Origin of the sequence: Flagellimonas sp. 389, assembly GCF_018449435.1 — a bacterium.
Classification (GTDB): domain Bacteria; phylum Bacteroidota; class Bacteroidia; order Flavobacteriales; family Flavobacteriaceae; genus Flagellimonas.
In genome coordinates, this window is sequence record NZ_JAHCMU010000001.1 from 241062 (window position 1) to 266352 (window position 25291).

19 protein-coding genes and 1 tRNA gene are annotated in these 25291 nt (G+C 37.4%); 12 read left to right on the top strand and 8 right to left on the bottom strand.

Annotated elements, in window-relative coordinates; all coding sequences use genetic code 11:
* Positions 1-7: 7 nt before the first annotated feature.
* Genes KIM67_RS01095 through KIM67_RS01110 form a run of 4 tightly spaced genes read right to left on the bottom strand, consistent with a single transcriptional unit; the run spans position 8 to position 3121 of the window.
* The gene (locus KIM67_RS01095; protein WP_213829530.1) at positions 8-1186 is read right to left on the bottom strand and encodes an acyl-CoA dehydrogenase family protein; all 1179 of its coding nucleotides are present in this window, start codon (positions 1184-1186) and stop codon (positions 8-10) included.
* A 55-nt stretch (positions 1187-1241) separates the two neighbouring features.
* Positions 1242-1955 (bottom strand): tRNA1(Val) (adenine(37)-N6)-methyltransferase, encoded by a 714-nt coding sequence (locus KIM67_RS01100; protein WP_213829531.1) that lies wholly within the window; start codon positions 1953-1955, stop codon positions 1242-1244.
* A gap of 3 nt (positions 1956-1958) precedes the next feature.
* Entirely contained in the window at positions 1959-2486 is a 528-nt protein-coding gene (gene rimM / locus KIM67_RS01105) for a ribosome maturation factor RimM (RefSeq protein ID WP_213829532.1), read from the bottom strand.
* Positions 2487-2497: 11 nt separating this feature from the next.
* Positions 2498-3121, bottom strand: coding sequence for a 30S ribosomal protein S16 (locus KIM67_RS01110; RefSeq protein ID WP_213829533.1), 624 nt, complete (start codon positions 3119-3121; stop codon positions 2498-2500).
* Between the two features lie 265 nt (positions 3122-3386).
* On the opposite strand from KIM67_RS01110, the gene KIM67_RS01115 reads away from it, so the two are divergent.
* From KIM67_RS01115 to KIM67_RS01165, 11 genes are all read left to right on the top strand, one after another.
* Positions 3387-3842 carry a PA2169 family four-helix-bundle protein gene (locus KIM67_RS01115; protein WP_213829534.1) on the top strand — a complete coding sequence of 152 codons (456 nt, stop codon included), beginning with the start codon at positions 3387-3389 and terminating at the stop codon, positions 3840-3842.
* Between the two features lie 163 nt (positions 3843-4005).
* The gene (gene dnaE, locus KIM67_RS01120) at positions 4006-8391 is read left to right on the top strand and encodes a DNA polymerase III subunit alpha (protein ID WP_213829535.1); all 4386 of its coding nucleotides are present in this window, start codon (positions 4006-4008) and stop codon (positions 8389-8391) included.
* A 1-nt stretch (position 8392) separates the two neighbouring features.
* Positions 8393-8911, top strand: a complete 519-nt coding sequence (locus tag KIM67_RS01125; RefSeq protein WP_213829536.1) for a hypothetical protein — start codon at positions 8393-8395, stop codon at positions 8909-8911.
* A 94-nt stretch (positions 8912-9005) separates the two neighbouring features.
* Positions 9006-9323, top strand: coding sequence for a thioredoxin (gene trxA / locus KIM67_RS01130; RefSeq protein ID WP_213829537.1), 318 nt, complete (start codon positions 9006-9008; stop codon positions 9321-9323).
* Between the two features lie 75 nt (positions 9324-9398).
* Positions 9399-10328 (top strand): DUF58 domain-containing protein, encoded by a 930-nt coding sequence (locus KIM67_RS01135; RefSeq protein ID WP_213829538.1) that lies wholly within the window; start codon positions 9399-9401, stop codon positions 10326-10328.
* A gap of 135 nt (positions 10329-10463) precedes the next feature.
* A tRNA-Asp gene (locus KIM67_RS01140) sits at positions 10464-10537 on the top strand.
* Positions 10538-10790: 253 nt separating this feature from the next.
* A complete protein-coding gene (locus tag KIM67_RS01145) occupies positions 10791-12026 on the top strand; it encodes a site-specific integrase (RefSeq protein ID WP_213829539.1) in 1236 nt (411 codons plus the stop codon).
* A gap of 416 nt (positions 12027-12442) precedes the next feature.
* Entirely contained in the window at positions 12443-13552 is a 1110-nt protein-coding gene (locus KIM67_RS01150; RefSeq protein WP_213829540.1) for a Fic family protein, read from the top strand.
* 509 nt (positions 13553-14061) lie between these two features.
* Entirely contained in the window at positions 14062-15129 is a 1068-nt protein-coding gene (locus tag KIM67_RS01155; RefSeq protein ID WP_213829541.1) for a DNA cytosine methyltransferase, read from the top strand.
* Entirely contained in the window at positions 15119-18022 is a 2904-nt protein-coding gene (locus KIM67_RS01160; RefSeq protein ID WP_213829542.1) for an ATP-binding protein, read from the top strand. Before KIM67_RS01155 ends, KIM67_RS01160 begins: the two co-directional genes overlap by 11 nt.
* On the top strand, positions 18015-19706 hold the full coding sequence (locus KIM67_RS01165) for a response regulator receiver domain (RefSeq protein WP_213829543.1): 1692 nt from the start codon (positions 18015-18017) through the stop codon (positions 19704-19706). The genes KIM67_RS01160 and KIM67_RS01165 overlap by 8 nt, the downstream gene beginning before the upstream one ends.
* A 308-nt stretch (positions 19707-20014) precedes the next feature.
* Here KIM67_RS01165 and KIM67_RS01170 read toward each other — a convergent pair whose 3' ends face one another.
* Together KIM67_RS01170 and KIM67_RS01175 are read right to left on the bottom strand one after the other, a co-directional pair.
* Positions 20015-20362, bottom strand: coding sequence for a hypothetical protein (locus KIM67_RS01170; RefSeq protein WP_213829544.1), 348 nt, complete (start codon positions 20360-20362; stop codon positions 20015-20017).
* Between the two features lie 9 nt (positions 20363-20371).
* Positions 20372-21583, bottom strand: coding sequence for a HEPN domain-containing protein (locus tag KIM67_RS01175; protein WP_213829545.1), 1212 nt, complete (start codon positions 21581-21583; stop codon positions 20372-20374).
* A gap of 144 nt (positions 21584-21727) precedes the next feature.
* On the opposite strand from KIM67_RS01175, the gene KIM67_RS01180 reads away from it, so the two are divergent.
* Positions 21728-22114, top strand: a complete 387-nt coding sequence (locus KIM67_RS01180) for a helix-turn-helix domain-containing protein (protein ID WP_213829546.1) — start codon at positions 21728-21730, stop codon at positions 22112-22114.
* A gap of 14 nt (positions 22115-22128) precedes the next feature.
* Here the strand turns inward: KIM67_RS01180 and KIM67_RS01185 are convergent, their stop codons facing one another.
* Both KIM67_RS01185 and KIM67_RS01190 read right to left on the bottom strand, forming a co-directional pair.
* The gene (locus KIM67_RS01185) at positions 22129-23736 is read right to left on the bottom strand and encodes a caspase family protein (protein ID WP_213829547.1); all 1608 of its coding nucleotides are present in this window, start codon (positions 23734-23736) and stop codon (positions 22129-22131) included.
* A gap of 274 nt (positions 23737-24010) precedes the next feature.
* On the bottom strand, positions 24011-24580 hold the full coding sequence (locus KIM67_RS01190; RefSeq protein WP_213829548.1) for a BfmA/BtgA family mobilization protein: 570 nt from the start codon (positions 24578-24580) through the stop codon (positions 24011-24013).
* Between the last annotated feature and the right edge of the window lie 711 nt (positions 24581-25291).

The window sequence follows — 25291 nt, forward strand, 5'->3', positions numbered from 1 at the left end:
AGGCATCTTATTTAAAAGCAGGAAGCCCGGTAATGTCGGCTCCAGTAATCAACAAGTGAATATCGTGTGTACCTTCATAAGTAATGACACTTTCCAGGTTCATCATATGGCGCATGATGCTATATTCACCAGTAATTCCCATACCACCCAAAACCTGTCTGGCTTCACGGGCGATATTGATTGCCATATCCACATTGTTCCGTTTAGCCATAGAAATCTGTGCGGTTGTTGCTCTACCTTCGTTTTTAAGTTGCCCCAATCGGAATGCCAATAATTGTGCTTTGGTGATTTCGGTAATCATCTCCGCCAGTTTTTTCTGCTGTAGTTGCGTAGCAGCTATTGGTTTTCCAAATTGAACACGTTCTTTGGCATAACGTAGTGCAGTATCATAACAGTCCATTGCTGCGCCAATGGCTCCCCAAGCAATGCCGTAACGAGCAGAATCCAAACAACCTAAAGGGGCGCCCAATCCAGTTTTATTGGGCAATAAGTTTTCTTTGGGCACTTTAACATTATCAAAAATAAGTTCTCCGGTTGCCGAGGCACGTAACGACCATTTGTTATGGGTTTCGGGAGTGGAAAAACCTTCCATTCCACGTTCTACGATAAGCCCGTGTATTCTTCCCTCCTCATTTTTTGCCCAAACCACTGCAACATCAGCAAAAGGTGAATTGGAAATCCAAAGTTTGGCGCCATTTAATAAAAAATGGTCCCCCATATCTTTGTACTTGGTTTCCATACCACTAGGATTGGAACCATGATTGGGTTCTGTTAATCCAAAGCAGCCCATCCATTCTCCCGTCGCCAATTTTGGTAAATATTTCTTTCGCTGTTCTTCGGTACCATATGCAAAAATTGGGTACATCACCAAAGAGGATTGTACCGAAGCCGTTGAACGCACTCCACTATCACCTCTTTCAATTTCCTGCATAATCAAACCGTAGCTGATTTGATCTAAGCCTGCTCCTCCATACTCTTCTGGAATGTAAGGCCCAAATGCTCCAATCTCCGCCAAACCACTCAAAATCTGATTTGGAAATTCCGCCTTCTGGGCGTATTCCTCAATAATTGGTGAAATGTCACGCTTTACCCATTGGCGGGCGGCATCACGCACCAACTTATGTTCTTCAGAAAGTAAATCATCAAGATTATAGTAATCCGGGGCTTCAAATAAATCAGGTTTCATTCAGCAAAGTTTTATCAAATGTACTAATGAAATATAACAATACCAGAAGCTTCTGTTACATTTTTAAATAGAATGCTTTGGTCAAATCAATATATTCTTGAGAATATTGATGTCGCTCTAATTCGATAACAAGTTCATCGATTTTTGGTTCTACTTCAGAGAAGCTAAATTCGAGTAAACTTCGTTTTACCTCTGCTTTGGGGTTTCCTTTCACCCACATAATTCTATTTGGAAAGAGACCGAAACTTTCTGCCATAAAAATAAAATCGCTTTCTTCCTTAAAAGGTATAATTACAGATAAGATTCCCTTTTTGGAAAGGAGCTTTGCCGCTGCACTCAACAATTCGTTAAAAGGTAAAGAACCGTTTTGGCGCGCATTATCTCGTGAAGTATTTCCACTTGCAACATTCTCTGAGTAAAACGGTGGATTGGAAACGATCAAATCGAACTGATCTTCAATCTCATCAACAAACTCATCCAAGCCTGCATGATAGCAAAACAATCTATCCGCCCATGACGAGGCTTCGAAGTTTTCCACACATTGTTCATAGGCATTTTCGTCCAACTCAATAGCATCGATTGTTTCTGCATTGGACCGTTGTGCCAATTGTAATGAGATTACCCCTGTTCCTGCACCTATATCCAATATACTGCTTGGATGATGCCCCAGCCATGTCCATGCACCCAATAAAACTCCATCGGTACCAATTTTCATGGCACAGCGGTCTTGATGAACGGTAAATTGTTTGAATTGAAATGGCTTTGACATACCTTAATTTAGGTATAAATCTACAAGCCCTTCCGGTGTTTTCACATGAATCTCCTTATTATGGCGATCTACTTTAGTAATGATATCATCGTTGATAGGGATCAGTAACTCTTTTCCACCTTTCTCCGCTTCAAAAAGCTCTTGGGATGCACTGTCGTTTACCGCTTTTATAATTCCAATATCACCATGTATCTCATCTATTAATGTAAACCCAATAACTTCATGGAAATAAAATTTATCTCCTGTTAAAGGAGGGAGCATATCCAACGGTAGATATAGTTCGGCTCCTATCATTTTATCAGCAGTTGGCTCATCTTTGACTTCTTCAAAATCGATACGGAGCAATGCCGATTTATGCAATCGACAACGGTCAATAAAAAATGGAATCAGATTGTTTCCTATTGAAACAAATACTGATTCCATGTTTTCGTAAATATCGGGTTCATCGGTATCTAATTTCACCAATAACTCACCCTTAAAACTATATTTTGAAACGACTTTGCCTAGGTAGAAACAATCTTCCTTGCGCATCGTACGAGTATTTACTCTTCTTCTTTGCTAGCTTCAGCAGGAGCAGACTCCTCAGCTTTAGCTTCTGGCTCAGTAGCTTCTTCTTTAACTGGCTCTTCAACAGCTGGAGTTTCTTCGGCAACGGTTTCAGTTGCTTCTACCGCTTCTTCAGCAGGAGCAGTTTCTTCAGCAACCTCTTCTTCTACTTCTGGCAATGCAGCGGCAGCACGTTTATCACTGAATTCTTTTTCAGCTTCCAATGCTTTGGCCTTAGCGTCTGCTTTTGCTTTATCCAAGCCACCAACTTTATTGGCAATAGCTTTTTCTTTTTCTTCGACCCATGCCTTGAATTTTTCTTCGGCTTGTTCTTCGGTTAACGCTCCTTTACGTACACCACCCAATAAATGGTGTTTTAAAAGCACACCTTTGTACGATAGAATCGCTCTAGCAGTATCAGTAGGTTGCGCACCATTGCTTAACCATTTTACAGACCCATCAACATCTAAATTGATTGTAGCTGGATTGGTATTGGGATTGTAAGTTCCCAACTTTTCCAAATATTTACCATCTCTTTTTGATCTTGAATCTGCAGCAACCACCCAATAGAATGGCTTACCTTTTTTACCGTGTCTCTGAAGTCTAATTTTTACTGGCATATCACATTAATTTGTAGGGTGCCCGACCCTGGTTATTAATTCTTTTTAATCGCTTTCTAGTTAAGCGGGTGCAAATATACGTTTATTTTATATTGTTGCAACCATCCCTTTGAATAAAGTTAAATCCTTTAACATTCATCCAAAATATCGTTAAAACGATGCTAAACCGCTGTAAATTCTTGGATTTACGACATATTCCTGTAAATTGTGTAGTGTAGTTGTTGAAAGTCAATAACACATATAAATTAAAAATGATAAGAGATTAATGAAGTACACAGTAGAAATTTCAAAAAAGTTAAATGAATTATTAGAAAGAACCTATGATGCTGAAAAAGGTTTTAAGCAAGTTGCTGAAAAAGCCAATAATGAAGCAATCAAGGAATTCTTCGAAAATAGAGCCAAACAACGATACGATTTTGGACATGAATTGAAAAAGGAGATAAAGGCTTTTGGGCAGGATCCTGATAAAGATGGAAGCACGGAAGGAACCCTACACAGAACTTGGATCAACTTTAAGTCCCTATTCTCATCAAATGACGATGAAGCCATATTGGAAGAGGTAAGACGTGGTGAGAATGAAGCCATTGAAACCTATAATGATATCTTGAACGACAAAGATTTTGTATTACCACCATCCACAGAAAATATGTTGATGAGACAGCGTACTATGATAAGGGAAACATTGAAAACAGCGGATTTATACGAAAACGCCATATCATAATCGACATTAACATACTAAAATGAAAGAGCTGGACTTGTGTCCAGCTCTTTTTAGTTAATAACTCCTCACAACTCTATTTTTGGAAAATCCAGTATTTCTATAATTTTATTCATTGCTTTTTATTCAGCTATTGAACGTCTGAACCTTTTAGAATCTTATTCCTATGTACCTAATCTTCGATACCGAAACCACGGGTCTTCCCAAACGTTGGGACGCCCTTATCACTGACACCGACAATTGGCCGAGATGTATCCAGATTGCCTGGCAATTGCACGACGATATGGGCAAGTGTATCGAGCATCAAGATTATTTGGTTCAACCTGAAGGATTCAATATCCCTTATGAGGCGGAACAGATTCACGGAATTTCAACCGCACTGGCCGAACAAGAGGGTGTTCCATTAAATGAAGTGCTCGAACGTTTTAATGAGGCACTTTCAAAAGCAAAATTTGTTGTTGGACAAAATATAGGGTTCGATGTAAACATCATGGGAGCGGAATTCCATCGTGAAAATGTGGAGAACCCATTACAAGAGCTTCCTGTTTTGGACACCTGTACGGAAGCAACCGCCGAACTTTGCAAAATTCCAGGGGGACGTGGCGGTAAATTTAAATTGCCCACGTTAACAGAACTACACGAACATCTTTTTGGAGAACCTTTTGCGGAAGCACATAATGCAACCGCCGATGTGGAAGCCACGACAAGATGTTTTTTGGAGTTGGTCCGAAAGAAGCATTATTCTACTAATGAACTGGATGTACAGCCCGATTATTTTGAACATTTTTCAGAAGCCAATCCACAGTTATTTGAACTTATTGGCCTAAAACATATCAATCTCAAAAAAGCATCTAAAAAAATTGCAGATGCGCTTTGGGAAAAAGATACAAATGAGATTTCCGAAGCCGAAATCAATGAAAATGTAGAGAACTTAGCTGATGCGCCTTTTTCTCACCTTCACAACCATTCCCAGTTTTCCGTGCTTCAATCTACGATCAATATTAAAGATTTGGTAAAAGCCACCGCAGAAAACGGAATGCCTGCCGTAGCATTGACGGACCATGCAAACATGATGGGCGCTTTTCACTTTGTGAAAGAAGTAAAAGCATACAACAGAACTGCAAAGGAAAAAAATGAAGAATCCATTGCTAACGGTGAGTCTCCGACCGAAAAAGAAATCAAACCGATTGTTGGCTGCGAATTTTTTGTCTGTGAGGACCATACCAACAAGAATGTAAAAGATTACGGTTACCAAATCGTGTTACTCGCCAAAAATAAAAATGGGTATTTAAATTTGGCGAAAATGTCTTCCATCGCTTACACAGATGGATTCTATTACGTACCAAGAATCGACAAAAAAGTAATTGAACAATACAAGGAAGATGTAATTGCGCTCACCGGAAACCTTTATGGGGAAGTACCCAATAAAATATTGAATGTTGGGGAAAATCAGGCTGAAGAAGCGTTGTTATGGTGGAAAGAGCAGTTTGGCGATGATTTGTATATAGAGCTGATGCGCCACGGTCAAGAAGATGAAGACCGTGTAAACCAAGTTTTGATTCCACTCGCCAAAAAACATCAGGTTAAATTGGTCGCTACGAACAATACCTATTATTGTGATAAAAAAGACGCCGATGCCCATGACATTCTGTTATGTGTTAAGGATGGTGAAAAACAGGCTACCCCTATAGGACGTGGGCGAGGATATCGCTACGGATTGCCAAATCAGGAATACTATTTTAAGTCTTCGGATGAGATGAAGACATTGTTCAAAGACGCTCCCGAGGCCATCTTGAACGTACAGGAAATTGTTGATAAAGTGGAACCTTTCGACTTGGCTAGGGACGTTTTGCTTCCAAAATTTGATATTCCAGAAGAATTCAAGGTAAAAGAGGATGAAACAGATGGTGGAAAACGAGGGGAAAACTCCTATTTAAAGCACATTACTTACGAAGGTGCCAAAAAAAGATACAACGAGATTACCGATGAGATTACGGAACGGATTGATTTTGAACTAAAGACCATTGAAAATTCTGGATACCCGGGATATTTTTTAATTGTTGAGGATTTTATACGCGAAGCCCGAAAAATGGATGTATCCGTAGGCCCGGGTCGTGGTTCTGCCGCAGGCTCTGTTGTCGCTTATTGTTTGGGCATCACCAATATCGACCCCTTAAAGTACGACCTGCTTTTTGAGCGTTTCCTAAATCCCGATAGGGTTTCCATGCCCGATATCGATATTGATTTTGATGATGAGGGCCGTGGCAGGGTAATGGATTATGTCATCAATAAATATGGAGCCAACCAAGTTGCGCAGATTATCACTTACGGTACCATGGCAGCAAAATCTTCAATTCGTGATACCGCACGGGTTTTGGATTTACCGTTAAATGATGCCGACCGGATTGCAAAGCTCATCCCGAATATGTCCAAACTGAACAAAATCTTTGGGGTAGCGGAATCCGACCTAAAGAAAAAGTTCCGTTCAGACGATTTGGAAAAAGTAAATGAACTTCTGAATATTTCTGAAGGGGACGATTTGGAAGGGCAAACCGTAAAAATGGCTCGTGTGCTAGAGGGATCTCTGCGCAATACGGGAATCCATGCCTGTGGCGTAATCATTACACCTGATGATATTACCAATTTTGTACCCGTAGCTACAGCCAAAGACTCAGATTTATATGTAACTCAGTTTGACAACTCAGTTGTGGAGAGCGCAGGCCTCTTGAAAATGGATTTCTTGGGACTAAAAACGCTGACGCTCATAAAGGACACCGTAAAAATTGTAAAAGCACGAACCGGAACAGAATTGGTTCCTGATGACTTTCCATTAGATGACGAAAAAACGTACGAGCTGTTCCAACGAGGAGATACCGTAGGGATTTTCCAGTATGAATCTCCTGGGATGCAAAAGCACATGAAAAACCTGAAGCCTACGGTTTTTGATGATCTTATTGCCATGAATGCCCTATACCGTCCTGGGCCAATGGAATACATTCCTAGTTTTATTGCCCGTAAACACGGGGATGAGGAAATCACCTATGATCTTCCGGACATGGAGGAATACCTAAAGGAAACTTACGGGATAACGGTATACCAAGAACAGGTAATGCTACTTTCCCAAAAGTTAGCGGGTTTCTCTAAAGGTGATGCAGATGTTTTACGAAAAGCAATGGGGAAAAAGATTTTTGCATTGCTACAAAAATTAAAGCCCCAATTTTTGGATGGCGGGGAAAAGAACGGGCACCCAAGGGACGTTCTTGAAAAAATATGGAAAGACTGGGAAGCCTTTGCCTCCTATGCTTTCAACAAAAGCCATTCCACGTGCTACGCATTTATTGCGTATCAAACCGCTTATTTAAAAGCCCACTACCCTGCCGAGTATATGGCGGCGGTATTGTCCAACAACATGAACGATATAAAACAGGTTACTTTCTTTATGGAAGAGTGCAAACGTATGGGATTAGAGGTATTGGGACCAGATGTAAACGAATCTTATTACAAGTTTGCCGTAAACCAAGACAATGCTGTTCGTTTTGGTATGGGCGCCATAAAAGGTGTTGGTCGTTCCGCAGTGGAAACCATTGTGGAAAATAGAAAAGAAGATGGTCCATACAAATCGGTCTTTGATCTGGCCAAGCGTGTAGAATTACGTTCAGCCAATAAAAAATCTTTTGAAAACCTAGCTCTTGCCGGGGGGTTCGATTCTTTCGGAGATACACATCGCGCACAATACTTTCATACCGAAGGCGACAACATTACGTTCTTGGAAAAGGTAATCAAATCAGCGGCAAAATATCAAGAGAACAAAAACTCCAGCCAAATGGACATGTTTGGGGGCATCAGTGAAGCACAAATACCTGAACCCGATGTACCGCCCTGCGAAGAATGGGGAACCATGGAAAAGCTTCGGCGAGAGAAAGAAGTCGTTGGTATTTATATTTCCGGACATCCTTTAGATGATTTCAAAAAAGAGATTGGTGCATTTTGCAATAGTAGCGTATCGGCCTTTACCAATTTGGAGCATTATGTGAACCGAGAATTAACGGTTGCCGGAGTGATTACAGATATACAGCATCGAATTTCAAAGAATGGAAAGGGATGGGGTCTTTTTACGCTAGAAGACTACACGGATACGCATGAGTTCCGAATTTTTGGGGAAGAGTACCTCAAATTCAGACATTTTCTCATGATCAATTCTTTTGTTCACATGAAAGCTTTTGTACGCGAGGGATGGATAAATCGGGAAACTGGCAAAAAAGGTGACCCAAGGCTACAGTTCAATGACTTTAAACAATTACAGGACGTAATGGATGCCTATGCCAAGAAATTGACCATTAAACTCAATATCGATGCGCTTCAGGAAAAGCGAATACAAGTTTTGAAAGATACGCTCATTTCGCATAAGGGAGACCATCAGTTAAACTTTGTGGTATATGAAATGCAGGATGAGATAAAACTAAACCTATCCAGCAGAAAGCAAAAGGTCAATATTTCAAGTGAGCTACTAAACACACTTGAAGAGCAAGAGATCCATTATAAGTTGAATTGACATGGATACGTCTTTAGTTTATGATTTAATTTTTAACTGGCTTCGATTCGAAGACAAAACAATTAAAGGACCAAACTCTAACAAGGGAATCTTTTTTATGCCTGAACTCCATTTTGTATTTGAAGTGGGTAAACTATTGAAAATATTTGAGTTAGAAGTATTTGGAAAGCCCGTAGAGTGGCTTCGGGAACAGAGTTTTGATAATAGCGGCCCCATAGATTTACTTTTTCGGGATGAAGAAACAGAAGAATACATCATTTTTGAATTTAAGATAGCCACCACTTGGCACGCTTATTTTAAGGATATTGAAAAATTAAAGACTTTGAAGGATTTGAATATGTCTAAAATAAAATCAAAATATTTTATTGCCTTAACAGATGTATTTTCGTCACAATTACAAAATGACCCACGAGTTCAAAAATTGAAAAAAAAAGGTATTGAAATACATGAATCATTAAAATCTTTTGAAATTGATAAAAAAATATCTGCCTTATTATTCTTATGTAAAGTGGTCCAATAAGTTTTACCAATAGATCAATAATTAATTCGTATATGGTATCCGTAAGGAAAGTGATTGATATTTGACTAAATTTGCAAACAATAAAACAAATAAAATGGCACTAGAAATAACAGATGCAACTTTTGATGAAGTAGTACTTAAAAGCGACAAACCTGTCGTTGTAGATTTTTGGGCGGCTTGGTGCGGTCCTTGTAGAATGGTAGGTCCCATTATTGATGAAGTGAGTACTGAATATGAAGGAAAGGCGGTTGTTGGAAAAGTGGACGTAGATGCCAACCAACAATTTGCAGCTAAGTATGGTGTGCGTAACATTCCTACAGTACTTGTCTTTAAAGATGGTGAAATCGTAAACCGTCAAGTTGGTGTATCTCCAAAAAAAGTATACACAGATGCAATAGAGGCTGTATTATAAATTTTAGCTTTATAAACGAGTTTTAAAAAAGGTTTGGCATATGCCAAACCTTTTTTGTTTTATATTGAACCCAGAATGGATATAAGGTCTGAACTTCATAAATCCCAGCTTTTTCAAAATCTAGAACTTTTGGCAAACCAGATTGTCGAAGGTTTTATAAGTGGTATCCATAAAAGTCCGTTCCATGGATTCTCCGCCGAATTTGCAGAACATAGGATTTACAATCCAGGTGAAAGCACAAAACATATAGATTGGAAACTTTTTGCCAAAACGGATAGGCTCTATACTAAAAGGTATGAGGACGAGACGAACCTGAGATGCCATATGATTTTGGATAATTCCGCATCGATGTATTATCCTGAAATAGAGCGACTGTCCATTGAAAAACTCAATAAAATAGGTTTTGGAGTTTTGTCCATAGCCGCACTTATGCAAGTGCTCAAGAAACAGCGTGACGCAGTTGGGCTAAGCATTTATTCCAACACTTATAGCTTCTATGCCTCTGAAAAAAGTAGTGAGCGCCATTTTCAGATGTTGTATTCCAAACTGAACGAGGTTTCAAAAGACAAGAGTGTTTCCCAAACAACAAAAACATATACCTATTTACATCAAATTGCAGAAAAAATACACCGTCGTAGTTTAATTCTTTTGTTCTCGGATATGTTCCAGACAGAAACCGAGGAAGCGCAATTATTTGAAGCACTTCGCCATTTAAAATACAATAAGCACGCTGTAGTCCTTTTTCATTTATTGGACTATACACATGAACTTCAGTTTGATTTTGAAAATACGCCCAAACGTTTTGTTGATGTAGAAACTGGTTCCCATATCAATTTATATGCGAATAACATTAAGAACGCTTATAGCGAAAAGGTAAAAAAGTACCAAGAAAATCTTAAATTAAAGTGCGCACAATACGATATAAAGTACGTTGGCGTGGATATTGGCTCCAATTTTTCACAAGTCTTGAACGCCTTTATGATTGAACGGCAAACGTTTATATAGCCTTATATTTTATTTTTTAAATTTCTTTTGTTGAATCAATTTGGAGAATGTATATTTGCACTCGCTTTGCAAAAAGCAATTGTAACAAGATTTGAATCTGACTGTTGTCAGAGTCTTGAAAGGGATAAAATCATTGGTCTGGTAGTTCAGTTGGTTAGAATACCTGCCTGTCACGCAGGGGGTCGCGGGTTCGAGTCCCGTCCAGACCGCTTGGAATATTTCCAAATTTATGCAAAAGCCTGTAAATGAAATGTTTACAGGCTTTTTTCATTTCCATTGGCACCAAAAAACATCAAAAAACACCATATAAAAGGTGAGCAATTCGGTGCGCATTTCATCATCAAAAAAATGCTCACCGCCATCGCTGTAATTGACTGTTTTATAATTTATTGCAAGGATTTGTTAACATTTATTTAAGACCCCTTTTTGTACCTTCAAAGTGTTAAATCAAAACCTTTTGCCATGTTCACCACAATCAATGTCATTTTTTACCCCAAAAAAAGAAAATCAAGCAACAATAAATTAGTGCCTATTTATGCCCGTATTACATTGGACAGTAAACGTGCAGAGTTCAGTACAGGCAAACAAGTCGACCCCTTAAAGTGGGATGCCAATACCGGTAGATTACGAGGGAAAACTCCAGAAACACTGGTATTGAACCGATTCTTCGATGCCTTGAAAGCCAAGTGTGTTTCCATCTATGACGAGTTGGTTCGCAATGAAGAATACGTGGATGCCGATGCCGTGAAGAACATCTTTTTGGGCAAGGGCCAAAAACAATATATGATCTTGGAAATATTCCAAAATCACAATGATGAAATGGAAAGTTTGGTTGGCAAGGAATATTCCGCAGGAACACTCCAACGATATAAAGCCGCTAAATCACATATCTCCGATTACATAGTACACAAGTACCAAAAAAAGGATTTCCCTCTTAAAAAGCTCGATTATGAGTTTATAACGGGCTTTGATTACTTTTTAAAGAGCAAAAAAAACTGCTCTCACAATACAGCGACCAAATATATCGTCAATTTCAAGAAAATTGTTCGTATCGCATATGCCAATCAATGGATTGATCGAGACCCTTTCTTCCATTGGTCTGCAAGTTGGAAACAAAAAGAGCGGGAGTTTCTAACACACGAGGAACTGGAATCGATGCTAAAGCAAGAATTTGAATTTGAAAGATTGGACACAGTACGGGATATGTTTTTATTCTGCTGTTATACCGGACTGGCTTTTGCCGATATTGAAAAATTGACAAAGGATGATCTGGTCAAGGACATCAAAGGAAACAAATGGATCAAGACCAAAAGGAAAAAGACCAAGGTTTTGAGCAGTATTCCATTGTTGAGCATTCCAGAGGCCATAATCGATAAGTACAAAGATCATCCCAGAGTGATTGAAAAAAAGACATTGCTACCTGTATACACCAATCAGCGAACCAATTCCTATCTAAAGGAAATTGCCACAGCATGTAAAATCAAAAAGACATTGACCACACATTTGGCCAGACACACATTTGCGACGACCGTGACCCTTTCCAATGGGGTGCCGATTGAATCCGTGAGCAAAATGCTGGGGCATACCTCTTTGAAGACGACCCAGATCTATGCCAAGGTATTGGACAGCAAAATTTCGGACGACATGGAAAAATTGAAAAATGACCCAGCCCTATTGGAGTTCGCCAAGTCCATTTGAAACTTTTTTATTCGCTTGCCCACAAGTTGTTCTGATTTGGGACACTTCAATTTAATTTGATACAGTTTGGAAAAATCAAAAAGTAGAAATTTAGAACTTTCCTTGTTTAATAATTGTTTTATCTAGTTTATATATGTTTTATATAAGGTACCAGTGCTTGTCCACAGCTTGTCTCGATTTTGGTACAGTTTCGGTACAAAGCTTGTCCCAATTCTAAACTAGTTGACTTCATTTGTTTTGATGTGATTTGGTTGTCTTCGCCGTTCTCCCCAAGTTATCTACAAACAAATATTCTTACTACCTAACTCCTCAATAAAGACTACAAAATGAGTTTTTACCTGTTTTGGGCTATAAAATTGTAATTTATAGCTCAATTTTTAGTTATTTTTGAGCTATAAAAGTTAAGTATATAGCTCATGACAGCATTTAAATGGAACTGGCAGCAAAAGGGTTGGCCCAATTTTACCTATGATGAGGCAGCTTTGAAGGACTTGGAATATCAGTTTGTGCAAACAAGTGGTGTTGCTCTTGGTTCCATAAAACATATTGATGCAGATGACAAGAATGAGCTTTTGATTGAGGTTTTGTCGGATGAGGCCCTTACTACCTCGGCCATAGAAGGGGAATATCTTGATCGCGGGAGCATACAGGAATCCATAAAAAAGAATCTAGGCCTTGAAACCGAAAGAAAAAAACTTCCACAAGCTGAATATGGTATATCTGAAATGATGGTCAACCTCTACCGAACATATGCAGAACCTTTGTCCCATGAGCACCTTTTTGAATGGCACCGAATGCTTACCTCCGGTAGAAGGGATCTATTGGGTATTGGAAAATATCGTTCCCATGATGACCCTATGCAAGTTGTTTCAGGGCGTTTGGATAAACCAACCGTCCATTATGAAGCTCCTCCCTCAGCACAAATGACAAAGGAAATGGAAACTTTTGTTTCTTGGTTCAATGAAATTCATAGTGAAAATAATTCCAAGATGCTTCCATTGGCCAAGTCCGGGATAGCACATTATTATTTTTTAGCTATTCATCCCTTTGAAGATGGCAATGGACGTATAGCCAGAGGACTTTCTGAAAAATCAGTGTCCATGGATTTGGGGAGATCAGCACTTATTTCATTGTCACAAACTATTGAGTCCAATAAAAAGGGTTACTATTCTGCTTTGGAAGCCCATAATTTCAAATTAGATCTCACCGAATGGCTTGTGTACTTTGGAGAAACCATAATTGCCGCTCAACAACATACGGTAAGAACTATTGATTTTTTGATTCAAAAAGCAAGATTTTTTGACCGTTTCTCACCATTAATGAATGACCGTCAACTTAAAGTGGTACAACGTATGTTCAAAGCTGGATATACAGGTTTTAATGGTGGACTCAGCGCGGATAACTATATTAGTATTGCCCGTACTTCTGCATCAACAGCCACCCGTGACCTAAAGGATTTGGCAGACAAATCCATACTTATTAAAACAGGAGAACTCAAAGGCACCCGGTATTCACTAAACTTATGAATTAGGTAAGAAAGAGTCCATAAAAATATTTAAGTGGAATTGGTAGTCATGTCAAATCTTCACGATTTCCCCCTAAACCTAATGTTCTTCACGGCAAACGCAATCCTTTAAGATTAAATAGCTGATTTTAAATATTTTACACGATAAATTCAGGTCAGTTAACCGAATTCTGAACCGTTTTCAAATCGGTACATACAGAGACAAAACTTATGGATGTTTTACACCACTAATTTAGTCAAAATATTTCAGCCATATAAAATGGGCTTCCCCAAATTATAAAATAACTGAGTAACTGTAAAACTAAATGAACAAGGAATTCACTGCTATAGAAAAACTTGCTTCCTTCCCTTTGGCTAATCGTAACAAGATTATTTTAACTTTGTGTAAGTCTATTCTTTAAATTTAAGGTATATCTCATTACTGCAAGTCAATGACCACATACCAAATTTGTTATTGAATAATGATTAGGATTTAAGTATATTGGCAACAAAGCTTATTATATAATACATATGACCAAATTACCAAAACTAAAAGCAGTTGATTTTTTTTGTTCAGGAGGAGGCATGAGTTTTGGGATGCAAGAAGCTGGCATCAAAATTCTTGCTGGAATTGATTTTGATATTAGTTGTAAAGAGACATATGAATCTAACATAACAGGAGCTGATTTTATCCATGCTGATGTTTTTGATTTAAGTGAAGACTATTTAACACAAAGACTCTCCCTAAAAAAAAATGACGATGAGCTTGTTTTAATTGGTTGTAGTCCATGCCAATTTTGGAGTATTATCCAAACCGATAAATCCAAATCTTCAAAATCCAAAAACTTACTCAAAGAATTTAGACGTTTTGTAGAACATCTCAATCCTGGTTATGTCGTGGTTGAAAATGTACCTGGGGTTTTAAGAAAAAAAAGGGCAAGTGGTTTGTCTGGATTTGTAAGGTTGCTTAAAGCAAATGGATATAAAGTCCACTTTGATGTTCACGAAGTAAGTGAGTACGGTGTTCCACAGCATCGTAGAAGATTTACTCTTATTGCAAATAGAGTTACCCCAATAGAAGTTGCACCTATTCCATTAAGTGGCAATAAAGTAACGGTTAGAGATGTTTTAGGAGAACATAATGGATTTCCTAAAGTACCCCAAGGGCATAAAGATGACACACCTTTCTTACATCGCGTTGCTGGATTAGAAAAAATAAACTTAGAAAGACTTGCTATGACCCCTAAAGATGGAGGTACTAGATTAGCATATGTTGATAATGAGGAATTGGCACCAAAATGCCATAAAGGCAAAAAAGATAGTTTTAAAGATATATATGGAAGAATGTGGTGGGATCGTCCCGCTCCTACCATTACAACTAAATTTTTTAGTTTGTCCAACGGACGATTTGGTCATCCCGAGGAAGATAGGGCAATTTCTTTGAGAGAAGGTGCAATCCTTCAATCCTTCCCAATAGATTATGTTTTTAAAACCAACAGCATTGCCAATACTGCCAGAATGATTGGTAACGCTGTTCCGCCGAAGTATGCAACTGCTATAGGTAAAGCGATAATTGAAAATCATTACAATGCAGTTTAGGACAAAAGCTAGAGCAGTAGACTTATTGGGTAAGGGACAAATAGCAGATTTACCCACTGCTATTACAGAATTATGGAAGAACGGTTATGATGCTTACGCTGATAACTTAAAAGCCGAATTATTTAAAGTGGGATTTCAGGGTCTCTCCCAATCCTATTTTAAAATTTCCGATGATGGAAAAGGAATGTCAAACTCCGACATTTTAGATAAATGGCTGGTATTAGGCACAGATTCAAAATCAAGGGCCAAAATAGAGGACGAATCAGAAGAGACTTTATGGAAGTCCCCCCGTATTAAGGCTGGAGAAAAAGGAATAGGACGTTTGTCCGTTGCTTACTTAGGGAATCCAATGTTGATGCTAACTAAGAAATTGGGGCACTCAATGCAAGCTGTATATTTTGACTGGAGATTATTGGAAAACTATAATCTATTCTTGGATGACATAGTAATCCCATTGAAACCAGTGGAAGATTTAAATTGTTTACAGGATATTTTCAAAAGCTTAAAAAGCGACTTTTTATCAAATTTTGAAAAAGAAGTAGATTTAAACAATGAGCCAATCTGGGAAGAAGGGCAAAATGAATTAAAATCAGATATCATTTTAGATACGGAGGAGGCAGTTTTAGAAAATCCTATCCTTAATAGTATTTCATCTTTCTATAACACAAATGATTCCCATGGTACCTTTTTTTTAATCTTTAATCCCATTTCTCAAATTGTTGAACTTTCGGAAAGGGATGAAGATAATATGGAAGACAAGAATTTTGTCACATCCAGTTTGACTGGTTTTACCAATCCTTTTTTAGAAAAGCCGCTAAAAATTAATACTTCTTTTGATATTCATAGTGAATCAGAGACCTACGATTTACTACAATCCCGAGGTGAATTTTTTAATCATTCTGATTTTAAGTTGGCCGATGTTTATATCAAAGGAGAATTTGATGGCAAAGGAACTTTTATTGGAAAGATTAGGATATTTGATAAGACAATCGACTATTCTTACACAAATCCAAGAAAAAAAGATAAACGTTCATTTTATGGTAAAATCCCAATTGAACTTGGCTATTCACAAGGAGAAGAAAAATCTTCTACATTATCAGATGTTCAATTCAATAAAATTTCAAATAAGGCAAAGGAATACGGTGGGTTGTATGTATATCGAGATAATTTTAGGGTATTACCATATGGTAGAGAAAATGCAGATTTCTTAAATTTTGAATTAAGAAGATCTAAAAGAGCAGGTACGTATTATTTTTCTTATCGTCGAATGTACGGCTACTTGGATATAACCCGGGAAAGAAATCCAGATTTAAAGGATAAATCAAGTAGAGAAGGGTTAATTAACAATACAAAATATCGTGCATTTACAAGTGATGCAATTAACATGTTTGTTGCGTTAGCACAAGACTTTTTCGCAACTAATCCAAAACAATCTGTTTTTAGGGACAAACTAAAAGAAAATCAAGATCAAAATGAAGCTTTAAAAGCAGATAAGGCGCGAGAAAAAAGTGAAAAAATTGCTTTTACACGTTCCTTGAATGAGTATCCTGAAAAACTAAAACTGCATCAAAAAAAATACGAGGAACTTCTAAATATACTTGACAAAAAATTAAATCAAATACATTTAGGCTATTCTGAAGTCGAAAATATTTTGGAACAGCTTCAAAAATTAGACTTGGAACTCCAAAACCTGATTCCAAAAGTACCCAAAAGATACAAGCCTACTGATACTCAAACAGAGCGATTGTACAAATTTGAAAATAAGCTCAACGGCTATATTGAAAAAGTAGCTCCGAAAAGGGATGTATTGATAGAAAAAGCACAAGATCGTCTGGAAATCAAAGATTTGCAGATTGATTTAACAAAAAGATACAATAACTATATTTCTTCTTTGGAAGAATTGCTCCAAAAACACAGCCAAAAACTCAAAGTTAAATTTAACAGCCTATTAGAGGATTATGGCGAACGGTCTAAACTACTATTAAATGTACTTGGCGAGGGCAAGAATACAATAATAAATCAAATAACTTCCAAAGAACAAGTCGCCCAATGCGCAAAGGAAATTGAGAAAAAATACATCAAAGTATTAGAAAAAGCCGAGAATACATTATTCCCGTTAACAAATCATATTGAACGTTTATCCATTGACATTGATGAAGAGTTAGTTCAAGGTGCTTATAAGGCCCAGTATGACCAAATGAAATATCAGTGGGAACAAACTAGAGATACTGCACAATTAGGAATTGCGGTGGAAATCATTGATCACGAGTTTAATCAACTTTATGCAAAAATTAATACCCAATTAAAAATACTAAGTACAAATAATGTAGTAAAATCGATTAAAGAGTTTAATTATCTAGAAACGAATTTCAAACAATTGGAGGACAAATATGCCTTGTTATCACCATTATATCGGATATCCGGAGCTCTAGCCAAGGATGTATCCTGTCAATCTATCTACAGCTATTTATTAGAATTTTTTGAAAATCAAATTGATGAATACAACATCATAATTGATGTCACAGATAGTTTCAAAAAGCATCATATTACTATTAAAGAACCTATTATTTATACGGTTTTCATTAACATAATAAATAATGCAATTTATTGGATGAGAAACAAAGATTCTCGACGAATAAAATTAGATTATTGGCCAGAAACGAATGAGATACTTTTAATAAATTCTGGTGAGAAAATACCTGAATATAAACTAAAAAGAATCTTTGAATTATTTTACTCGCAACGCCCAAATGGAAGAGGGATTGGACTTTACTTGTCGAAGCAAAGTCTAAACGAAGCAGGTTATGATATTTATGCTACAAATGATGAAAAATTTAATTCGTTGAACGGAGCTTGTTTCGTTATTAACCAAATAAACAAAGGGGATGTATAGTCAAAAAGCATATGACATATTGGACTCATCTATAAATTCTGCCGTATTTATTGATGAAAAAGCAAAAGATTTTTTTTCAGAAACTGCCATTGATACCAATATACCAGAAGAAAAATTATCTGTGGATCTATTCAAAACTTTTAAAGAAAATGGTAAAAACTTAGCAATACATAAGTTCGAGGTATCTACTCTAGAGAATTCAAAAACTTTAGATTATTTATTCAATGGAAGAGATTTAATTCTTTTGGATTGGGAACTTGCTGATGTTGCAGGGCAAGAACATTCACTGAAACTGTTGAATAAAGTTATTGGCACACCATGCATTAATTTTTGCTGTATTTATTCAAGCTCGGCAAATTTTAATCAAATTCCACTTTTTCTAGAAGCCTATTTTTCTGGGGTGACTAAAGCAGAATATGATTCTATTAAGGAAACATATGGACATGTTGAAATAAAGGAAGTAGAAGAAATTTGGGGCAAGAGCATTGGAGAAATAGAAGCTTTTTTTAATGAAAACAAGATTGAAAGACAAGGTTTCCCAATCGAAAGGCTGCGAAAAAAGCCTATAGATTTGATACTGCGCCATTTATATGTTTCTCTAGTCAGTGACAAAGTTATTATTCCCGAGCAGGCACAAAAGGAATATGAAGTATTGAATACTGGAAATGATTCTTTTATTATCAATAATACTTTTGTTCTGACCTTAAAAAAAGATGTCTCTGAGGATTCGGATTACAAAAAATTACTTAAAAGAATTTCCGATACTATTATAAAAAATAATGGCAGTTTTTTTCAGTTGTTGGGTATGGAAATGCAGTCCGTTTTTAATTCAAACGAACGATTCATCGATGATACCATTCTGAAATCTTCCACAGAAGCTCTTTTTCAATTTAGAAATCATATTCGAGACGACAAGACATTTGGCATTATTATCAAAAAACTACTAATTGAGCAAGCAACTCTTAAACTGAGAACGGCTAAACTAAAATTATTAGAAACCGAATTCTTAGACTACAAAAGTGGAGAACTTAATGACAAAGTACCTAACCTCGAGGATCTTTTTCAGTTAAATGTATTTTATAATTCCGTTTCTGTTAAGAGTCTGCACCCAAATGATATACCAAACTTGAATTTTGGGGATGTTTTTAAAGATTCAAATGATGAATACTACCTATGCATAACCGCCTTATGTGATTGTTACTATCCAAATAAAATTCAGCATAATTTTTATTTTGCCAAAGGCAACGAATTTAGGGATAAAGAATTGGCTTTAAAATTGGGGGATACTGCTTTTATAAGCTTTTTACCTAATAACAAAGTTGTCCATTGGGGAGATATCGAATATGTTAGAAAAGAAAAGATAAAAAAAGGTGATAACGAATCAGAAGATGAATTCAAAAATCGAAAATGTAATAATGAGCTAGAAGCTTATAAAGTATTTCTTTATAAGCCTTTTTATATAAAACCTAAAGTTTACAATGTTGAAAACAATAAGTTGGAAGATAATAAGATTAGAATTTGGGATATAACAAACAAAATCACAAAACAAGGTAACGAGCACAATTTAAACTATTTTCATGTTGAATACATAACCACTCTTAGGGAAGATTATACACAAAGAATTGCCAATCATGCTTTTGGCCACCCCTCAAGAGTAGGCGTTGATTTTGTAAAAATCAAATAGCTTCTATTGCTGACAATTTCAGGAATTATTTAATTGCTAGAAAGGATTACTATTATCCTTTACAAAACTACTGAATCATTAATCTTACAGCCTCTGAAGGCTCCCCTGTTTTCCTGAACATCGTCCAAACCCAGTTCGGGGTCAAGTATACTCATAGGGAGGCATAGAAATGCACGTACCGTCAACAGCAAATCTGCATGACCGTCCACATTAAAAAAGAAGGGTCGGAGTATGGTAGTTCCTGTGGAGTCTCAAATTCTTTATAAGCTTTTCTTCGTTCGGGTTCATGGATTCATAATTTTATAGTATTACTTATCTTCAAGTTCCAATAGCCTTTCGTCCAGTTTGTCCATAAAGTACATTTGGCTATCGGGAAGGATGGACAGTACCAGTTCCAATACCTGTGTGACACTGTCCTCCTTTGATGCATTCCTGTTTGCAGGTGACATCATCATCCCCTCCCCATCAAGGGCGAACACACAGACCTCCAAAAGACTTATTATCTGTGCCAACAAATGGTTATTGTCCCTGACCTCGAAGGATACATAGTTTCCTTTAGCATCACCGGACTTTTTGTTTCCCAAAAGTCCCGAAAGATTGTTCCTGAGCTGTTGTATATCCTCTAGGGTCCTTAGCCTTTTCCTCTTTGATTTCATATTGTTGTTTTAATCGGTTGTGCTGGTCTGTTGTTCCGATAACAGTTTCCCGATCTTGTCAAGGAATTCCATTTCCTCATGCGGCACTAAGTCCAGAACGTACCCCAGTACCTCCCGTACATTATGTTCAGGCTGTTGGACAGACCTGTTTGGGAAGTTTTCCACTTCCAGTGCTGTGATACAGACCTTGATCAGGTTGGTAATCATAAACGAGGTGTCCAGATAGCCATCGGTCAACAGATCGATACTGTAGGTTCCCCTCTCCGGGCTATAGGGCTTTAAGGTGTAAAAGTGTTCCTCCTTCAGATCCTTTAGTTTTTCCAAGAGGGATTTTCCCTGTCCGTCATTTTCATTGTTCTTTTCAGGGAGGGTTTCGTCTCTGGTATCCGGCTCCTTGCCCTCGATTCGTTCCTTACAGTAAGCAAGGTGACGTTGGAAAATGGACTGCACCTCTTGGATGAATCCTATTAGTTCTGTTTGGATAGTTTTGGCCTGATTTTTTGTAATCTCAAATTCGCTGCCGTAACGCGCCACACTGTATGCATGCTCCAAGAGGAGCAGCAGTTCGTTGTTGTCCATTTTGGAGGTTTCCGAAAAGGGATGCAACGTTGGAAAGAAAGGCATGCAATAATTGATATGGCTGATAATGCTATGGGTCACCTTGCTCTTTCCGATGCACATCTGTTCGATGAAACGGAACGCAAGCTCAAAGGCTTGATGCATGTTGAACGTGGCTATGGCATGGTTACCTTCCCCTATCAATATGTTCGCTGTGTTCGCAAAGGCTTTTATCTTTCCCATTTCAGAATCAAAATAACGGGTGGCCCTGTAGATGAGTGTCTTGTGCACTATTTCGGAATAGTCCATGATGTTCTCCCCCTCGGGATGGGCAAAGATGTTCTCCCCGAGACAGCAATGTTCCAAGAAATACAACGACCCCCTTTCAAGGCCAATTTCGGACTGGTTCTCCGTGTAGATCCTTATCCTGAAATCGGGATGCTCCTTTCCCTTTTTGGTCACAAGGGAACGGATTTCGTTGGGAAGTGGGTCGTTGTTGACATCAACAAAGAGGGTTATGATATGATATTCAATATCGCCCTCTTTCTGTGGTCTGGACAGAAAGACCCTATCGATGGTAATGATGTTCAGGATGCCATCGAGCAAATTAGAGAGTTCTTCCGCTCTTTCAAAGTTTTCCGGTATGTTTGTGCCATGTGTCATGAGATCGTGGTTTAAAAGGTTCGAGAATCACTGACCATATTAAGCCCACATTGCCAAGTACCCCACCATGTGCACTTGTATTTTATCGGAACTGTTTTGTATTTTACAATCGGATTATTGTGGGAAACACCCTATATTTGAAGTATGCAGACAAAGACCAAGAACAACCATATAGGTAGAAAAATCGGTAGGATCAGGGAACTCCGTGGGATGAAGCAGGAGACCTTGGCCGAAGAACTGGGCATCAGCCAACAGGCCGTTTCCAATATCGAGAACAGCGAGAAGGTGGATGATGCGAAACTGGAAGAGATTGCTTCAGTTTTAGGAGTGACCAAAGAAGGTATTGAGAATTTCTCGGAAGAAGCAGTATTTAATATTATCAACAATACTTTTAAAGATAATAGCTCCAACAACAATAATTATCTCTGTACTATAAATCCAATTGAAAAAATTATTGAATTATACGAGCGTCTTGTACAGGCAGAAAAGCAAAAGGTAGCATCCTTAGAAAAACGGTTGAGCAAAGACTAATTTTGTCTTATAGTTTAATTTCGCACAAAACCTAAGGGTGTTTTTTCATCAAAGTCTCCATAAACCACTGGATTCTGACTATTATTAGTGTAAATTTTAACTTTTTCCGTGACGTATTTCACGACTTCATCAATTGTTAAAATCTTATCAGAGTTATAATCCGCTGAACCGGACAACGCTTCTATTAGATAGTAGGAAAAAATACCCCTTCTTATTCCCTTTATCTCCGTCGAAATCTCATCTGCTTTTGATGATAAAAACAACAAACTCCCACCCTTAGAATCTTTGAAGGCTTGATAATATGAGCCAATACCATCTATATTACTTTTTGATTGGTTTATTATACTACCAGAATGGCATGCGTCGGCGATACAAATTTTAGTCTTGGCAAGACTTTTTTCAAAGATTTTCTTTATCTCATTATGAGAGACTAAATATCCGTTTGAGGAATCTTTGTCATATCCAACAAAACTTCCTTTAGCCCCATGTCCAGAAAAATAAAACAAAATCAAATCATTAGAATCGGCCTTTTCAGCAATGTAATTAAGACTTTTTAAGATCTTACTTTTGGTTGCATCTTCATCAATCAGTCTAAATATTCTGTCCTTGTGAACCGCACCCCCTTCTGGACTTCTTAAAAATGAATATAAATCTTGGGCATCATCATCAGCATAATTCAAACTCCTTTGATTTTCATATTTGGCAACTCCTATTACCACAGCATACGTATTTATATTTTCATCAGTTGAAAAATTTGACTGTGATTGATCTAGTGACATCATTCCATCAATTTCTTGACTTTCCAATTCTTGGTCAATATCAACACTTACAGTTAGAAAGCTTTCCCCACCATATACCACTTTTGAAATCAACTTGTTATGATCATGGGAATAGCTGAAAATATCATAAGGTGAGCTAAACATTTCAAGTTTATACTTGGATGTTTTTACACTTCTGGGAAAACCACTTGCTATCCATGTTCCATTCTCATAAAATAAAGACTTAAGCCGTTTAATACCTCCCACATTCTTTATTGCTTGATCAATATTAACATCCAAAGAATAAGAAAAATAAGATGCTGGGAATTCATTGGACATGACCACATACCAATATCCATCAATAAAGCAAACTGAATTAATACTCATATTTTTTAAATTGGAATCTATATTTGCTCTAGGAAATATTCTTGCGCTAAACAGCTCTTGATCATAGTCTGCTCCTTTTCTTTCAAAAAGAATTCTTATTGTTTGATAATCCCTGTCGTACTCCAAATCAATTACAAAAAAACCAAGCTGTTTATTATAATTAATTGTTCTATTTAAAGCCTCGCTTTTAACCGACATCAATTTCTGTTCCCCTCTGTTGTTGTGGATATCATTATAATGCCCAACAACCCATCCTTCAGGGCCTTGCTCTATATCCCATACAAAATATCCAGCATCACGGACATCATTCATCAACAAATCTAAATCATATCCTATTCTATAATTAGATCTGCACAAATAAGGATCGTTGCAAAACAAGCCAATCCATGGTTTGGACTGTCCATATAAGGAGGAGAAATTGGTATACAAGAACAGAAATAAGCTAAAAAAACAAATAAGTTGATTCTTTAAATACATATAGTGCTGGTTTAGTGTTCATTATAAAATTACAATATTATCATAACAAATGGTTTGTTAAATCTGACCACAATATTTTAATTTGTTGACAGTGGAAAACAATACAACTTATGTCAATAGGCTAAGAAATATTGTCCTCGGTTATTAATTTTCATTTTTATAAGTTTAAAAAGCGAGCGAAACCATGTTTCGCGCTGCAAGCGTCCCAAAACCTTACCCTTAATCTAATACTACTGAGCGAGGCAACTTCATCTATTTATCGGCTATATTCTTCTCATCGTGTATGAGAATCCAAAGGTCTGTTGGTTTCATGTCTATATCTTTCCAACCGCCCTTCCGTTATCTCAAGCTTCAGGTAGCCTTTCCCAAAACTGCTCTTGACCACCTTGACATTTTCAAGGATGCTCTTTAAATCTGCTTGAAGTGAGGCCGCCTTTTCCTCCAAACGGTCATACTTGATTCTGGGAATCATCGTTTCACCATCAAACACAGGTACTCGCTTTGGGGGATTCTTCTCGGTCATGTCCTCAATAAAATCAAATTCATCCTCTTCATTATCCAGTTCCTGATTGAACAAAGCCTGCATCATGCCAATGGTGGGAAGTGTCTGGTTCTTTTCAATGTCCCTGATAATCGCAATAACTGCATCTGTCCGTTTTCTATTCTTGCGAATCTCCTGACCGATACTTTTTTCAAACCTTTCTGAAGGTAGGAACCCATGCCACTCAAAAAAATCCATGACCATATCCAAGGTATGGGAATAACTCTTACCCATTTTTCTTGAAAAGCTCTTAAATCTGGATAGGGTCTTTTTCTTTAACCTAACTGCTCTAAAATCATCCATAATACTTGTTTTAAGGTCACAATTGTTACAATTCTGTTCAGTGTTTACAGGTATTAATAGCTTTATTGCAACAATCCACATTAAACTTCCTAAAATCAACCATTTCCAAAAACCCTAACAAACAGGGCTTTTCCGAAGGAAAATGCATCAGCAGCGTCGCTTTAGCGCGCTACCCTCTTGCTCTTCATTGTCCCGCAAGCGGGACAGAACAAAGACAACCTGATTTGAAAATCAGTTGCCCTCACTATTATTATTAATCTGGTTTGTACGGACTTTGGGAAAGTCAAATCAAAAATGAAAGACCGCACTATGAATATTATTCTACAACAAATTAAAGATACAATTTTTGGTACAAGAAAGGGTTGCACTGTTCTCGAAGGAAAATGAATTTGCAATTCGAGTGAATCTAAGTAACTGCCCCTGTAAATTCTTAATGTTCTCAGTGTCTATGATATTGCACTGTCCCAGTGACTTTCTAAGAATTCCCCTTTAAAAAAATATATTCAACTGTCTATTAGACTTTAATAGAAAGAACACCGCCTTGGTGTATTGTCGTCTTGCTCAACCATTTTTCCAAAAAAATGAAAAACCGCTAAGACCTGTGTCCTTTGACCACAGTATTTAAGGTAAATAATTCATTTTTGAAATTTATAAGAGCTGCTAAATTCTAGGACATTGGGCTGTCCCATCAAATTTTGCTGAAATCCCCTA

Bases quoted from the DNA above. Each gene is read 5' to 3' on its own strand.
- KIM67_RS01095 (WP_213829530.1), bottom strand. From the start codon at position 1,186: ATGAAACCTGATTTATTTGAAGCCCCGGATTACTATAATCTTGATGAT.
- KIM67_RS01125 (WP_213829536.1), top strand. From the start codon at position 8,393: ATGGATACGTCTTTAGTTTATGATTTAATTTTTAACTGGCTTCGATTC.
- KIM67_RS01185 (WP_213829547.1), bottom strand. From the start codon at position 23,736: ATGTATTTAAAGAATCAACTTATTTGTTTTTTTAGCTTATTTCTGTTC.
- KIM67_RS01190 (WP_213829548.1), bottom strand. From the start codon at position 24,580: ATGGATGATTTTAGAGCAGTTAGGTTAAAGAAAAAGACCCTATCCAGA.
- trxA (WP_213829537.1), top strand. From the start codon at position 9,006: ATGGCACTAGAAATAACAGATGCAACTTTTGATGAAGTAGTACTTAAA.
- KIM67_RS01135 (WP_213829538.1), top strand. From the start codon at position 9,399: ATGGATATAAGGTCTGAACTTCATAAATCCCAGCTTTTTCAAAATCTA.
- KIM67_RS01170 (WP_213829544.1), bottom strand. From the start codon at position 20,362: ATGAAATCAAAGAGGAAAAGGCTAAGGACCCTAGAGGATATACAACAG.
- KIM67_RS01115 (WP_213829534.1), top strand. From the start codon at position 3,387: ATGAAGTACACAGTAGAAATTTCAAAAAAGTTAAATGAATTATTAGAA.
- dnaE (WP_213829535.1), top strand. From the start codon at position 4,006: ATGTACCTAATCTTCGATACCGAAACCACGGGTCTTCCCAAACGTTGG.
- KIM67_RS01175 (WP_213829545.1), bottom strand. From the start codon at position 21,583: ATGACACATGGCACAAACATACCGGAAAACTTTGAAAGAGCGGAAGAA.
- rimM (WP_213829532.1), bottom strand. From the start codon at position 2,486: ATGCGCAAGGAAGATTGTTTCTACCTAGGCAAAGTCGTTTCAAAATAT.
- KIM67_RS01180 (WP_213829546.1), top strand. From the start codon at position 21,728: ATGCAGACAAAGACCAAGAACAACCATATAGGTAGAAAAATCGGTAGG.
- KIM67_RS01155 (WP_213829541.1), top strand. From the start codon at position 14,062: ATGACCAAATTACCAAAACTAAAAGCAGTTGATTTTTTTTGTTCAGGA.
- KIM67_RS01160 (WP_213829542.1), top strand. From the start codon at position 15,119: ATGCAGTTTAGGACAAAAGCTAGAGCAGTAGACTTATTGGGTAAGGGA.
- KIM67_RS01100 (WP_213829531.1), bottom strand. From the start codon at position 1,955: ATGTCAAAGCCATTTCAATTCAAACAATTTACCGTTCATCAAGACCGC.
- KIM67_RS01145 (WP_213829539.1), top strand. From the start codon at position 10,791: ATGTTCACCACAATCAATGTCATTTTTTACCCCAAAAAAAGAAAATCA.
- KIM67_RS01150 (WP_213829540.1), top strand. From the start codon at position 12,443: ATGACAGCATTTAAATGGAACTGGCAGCAAAAGGGTTGGCCCAATTTT.
- KIM67_RS01165 (WP_213829543.1), top strand. From the start codon at position 18,015: ATGTATAGTCAAAAAGCATATGACATATTGGACTCATCTATAAATTCT.
- KIM67_RS01110 (WP_213829533.1), bottom strand. From the start codon at position 3,121: ATGCCAGTAAAAATTAGACTTCAGAGACACGGTAAAAAAGGTAAGCCA.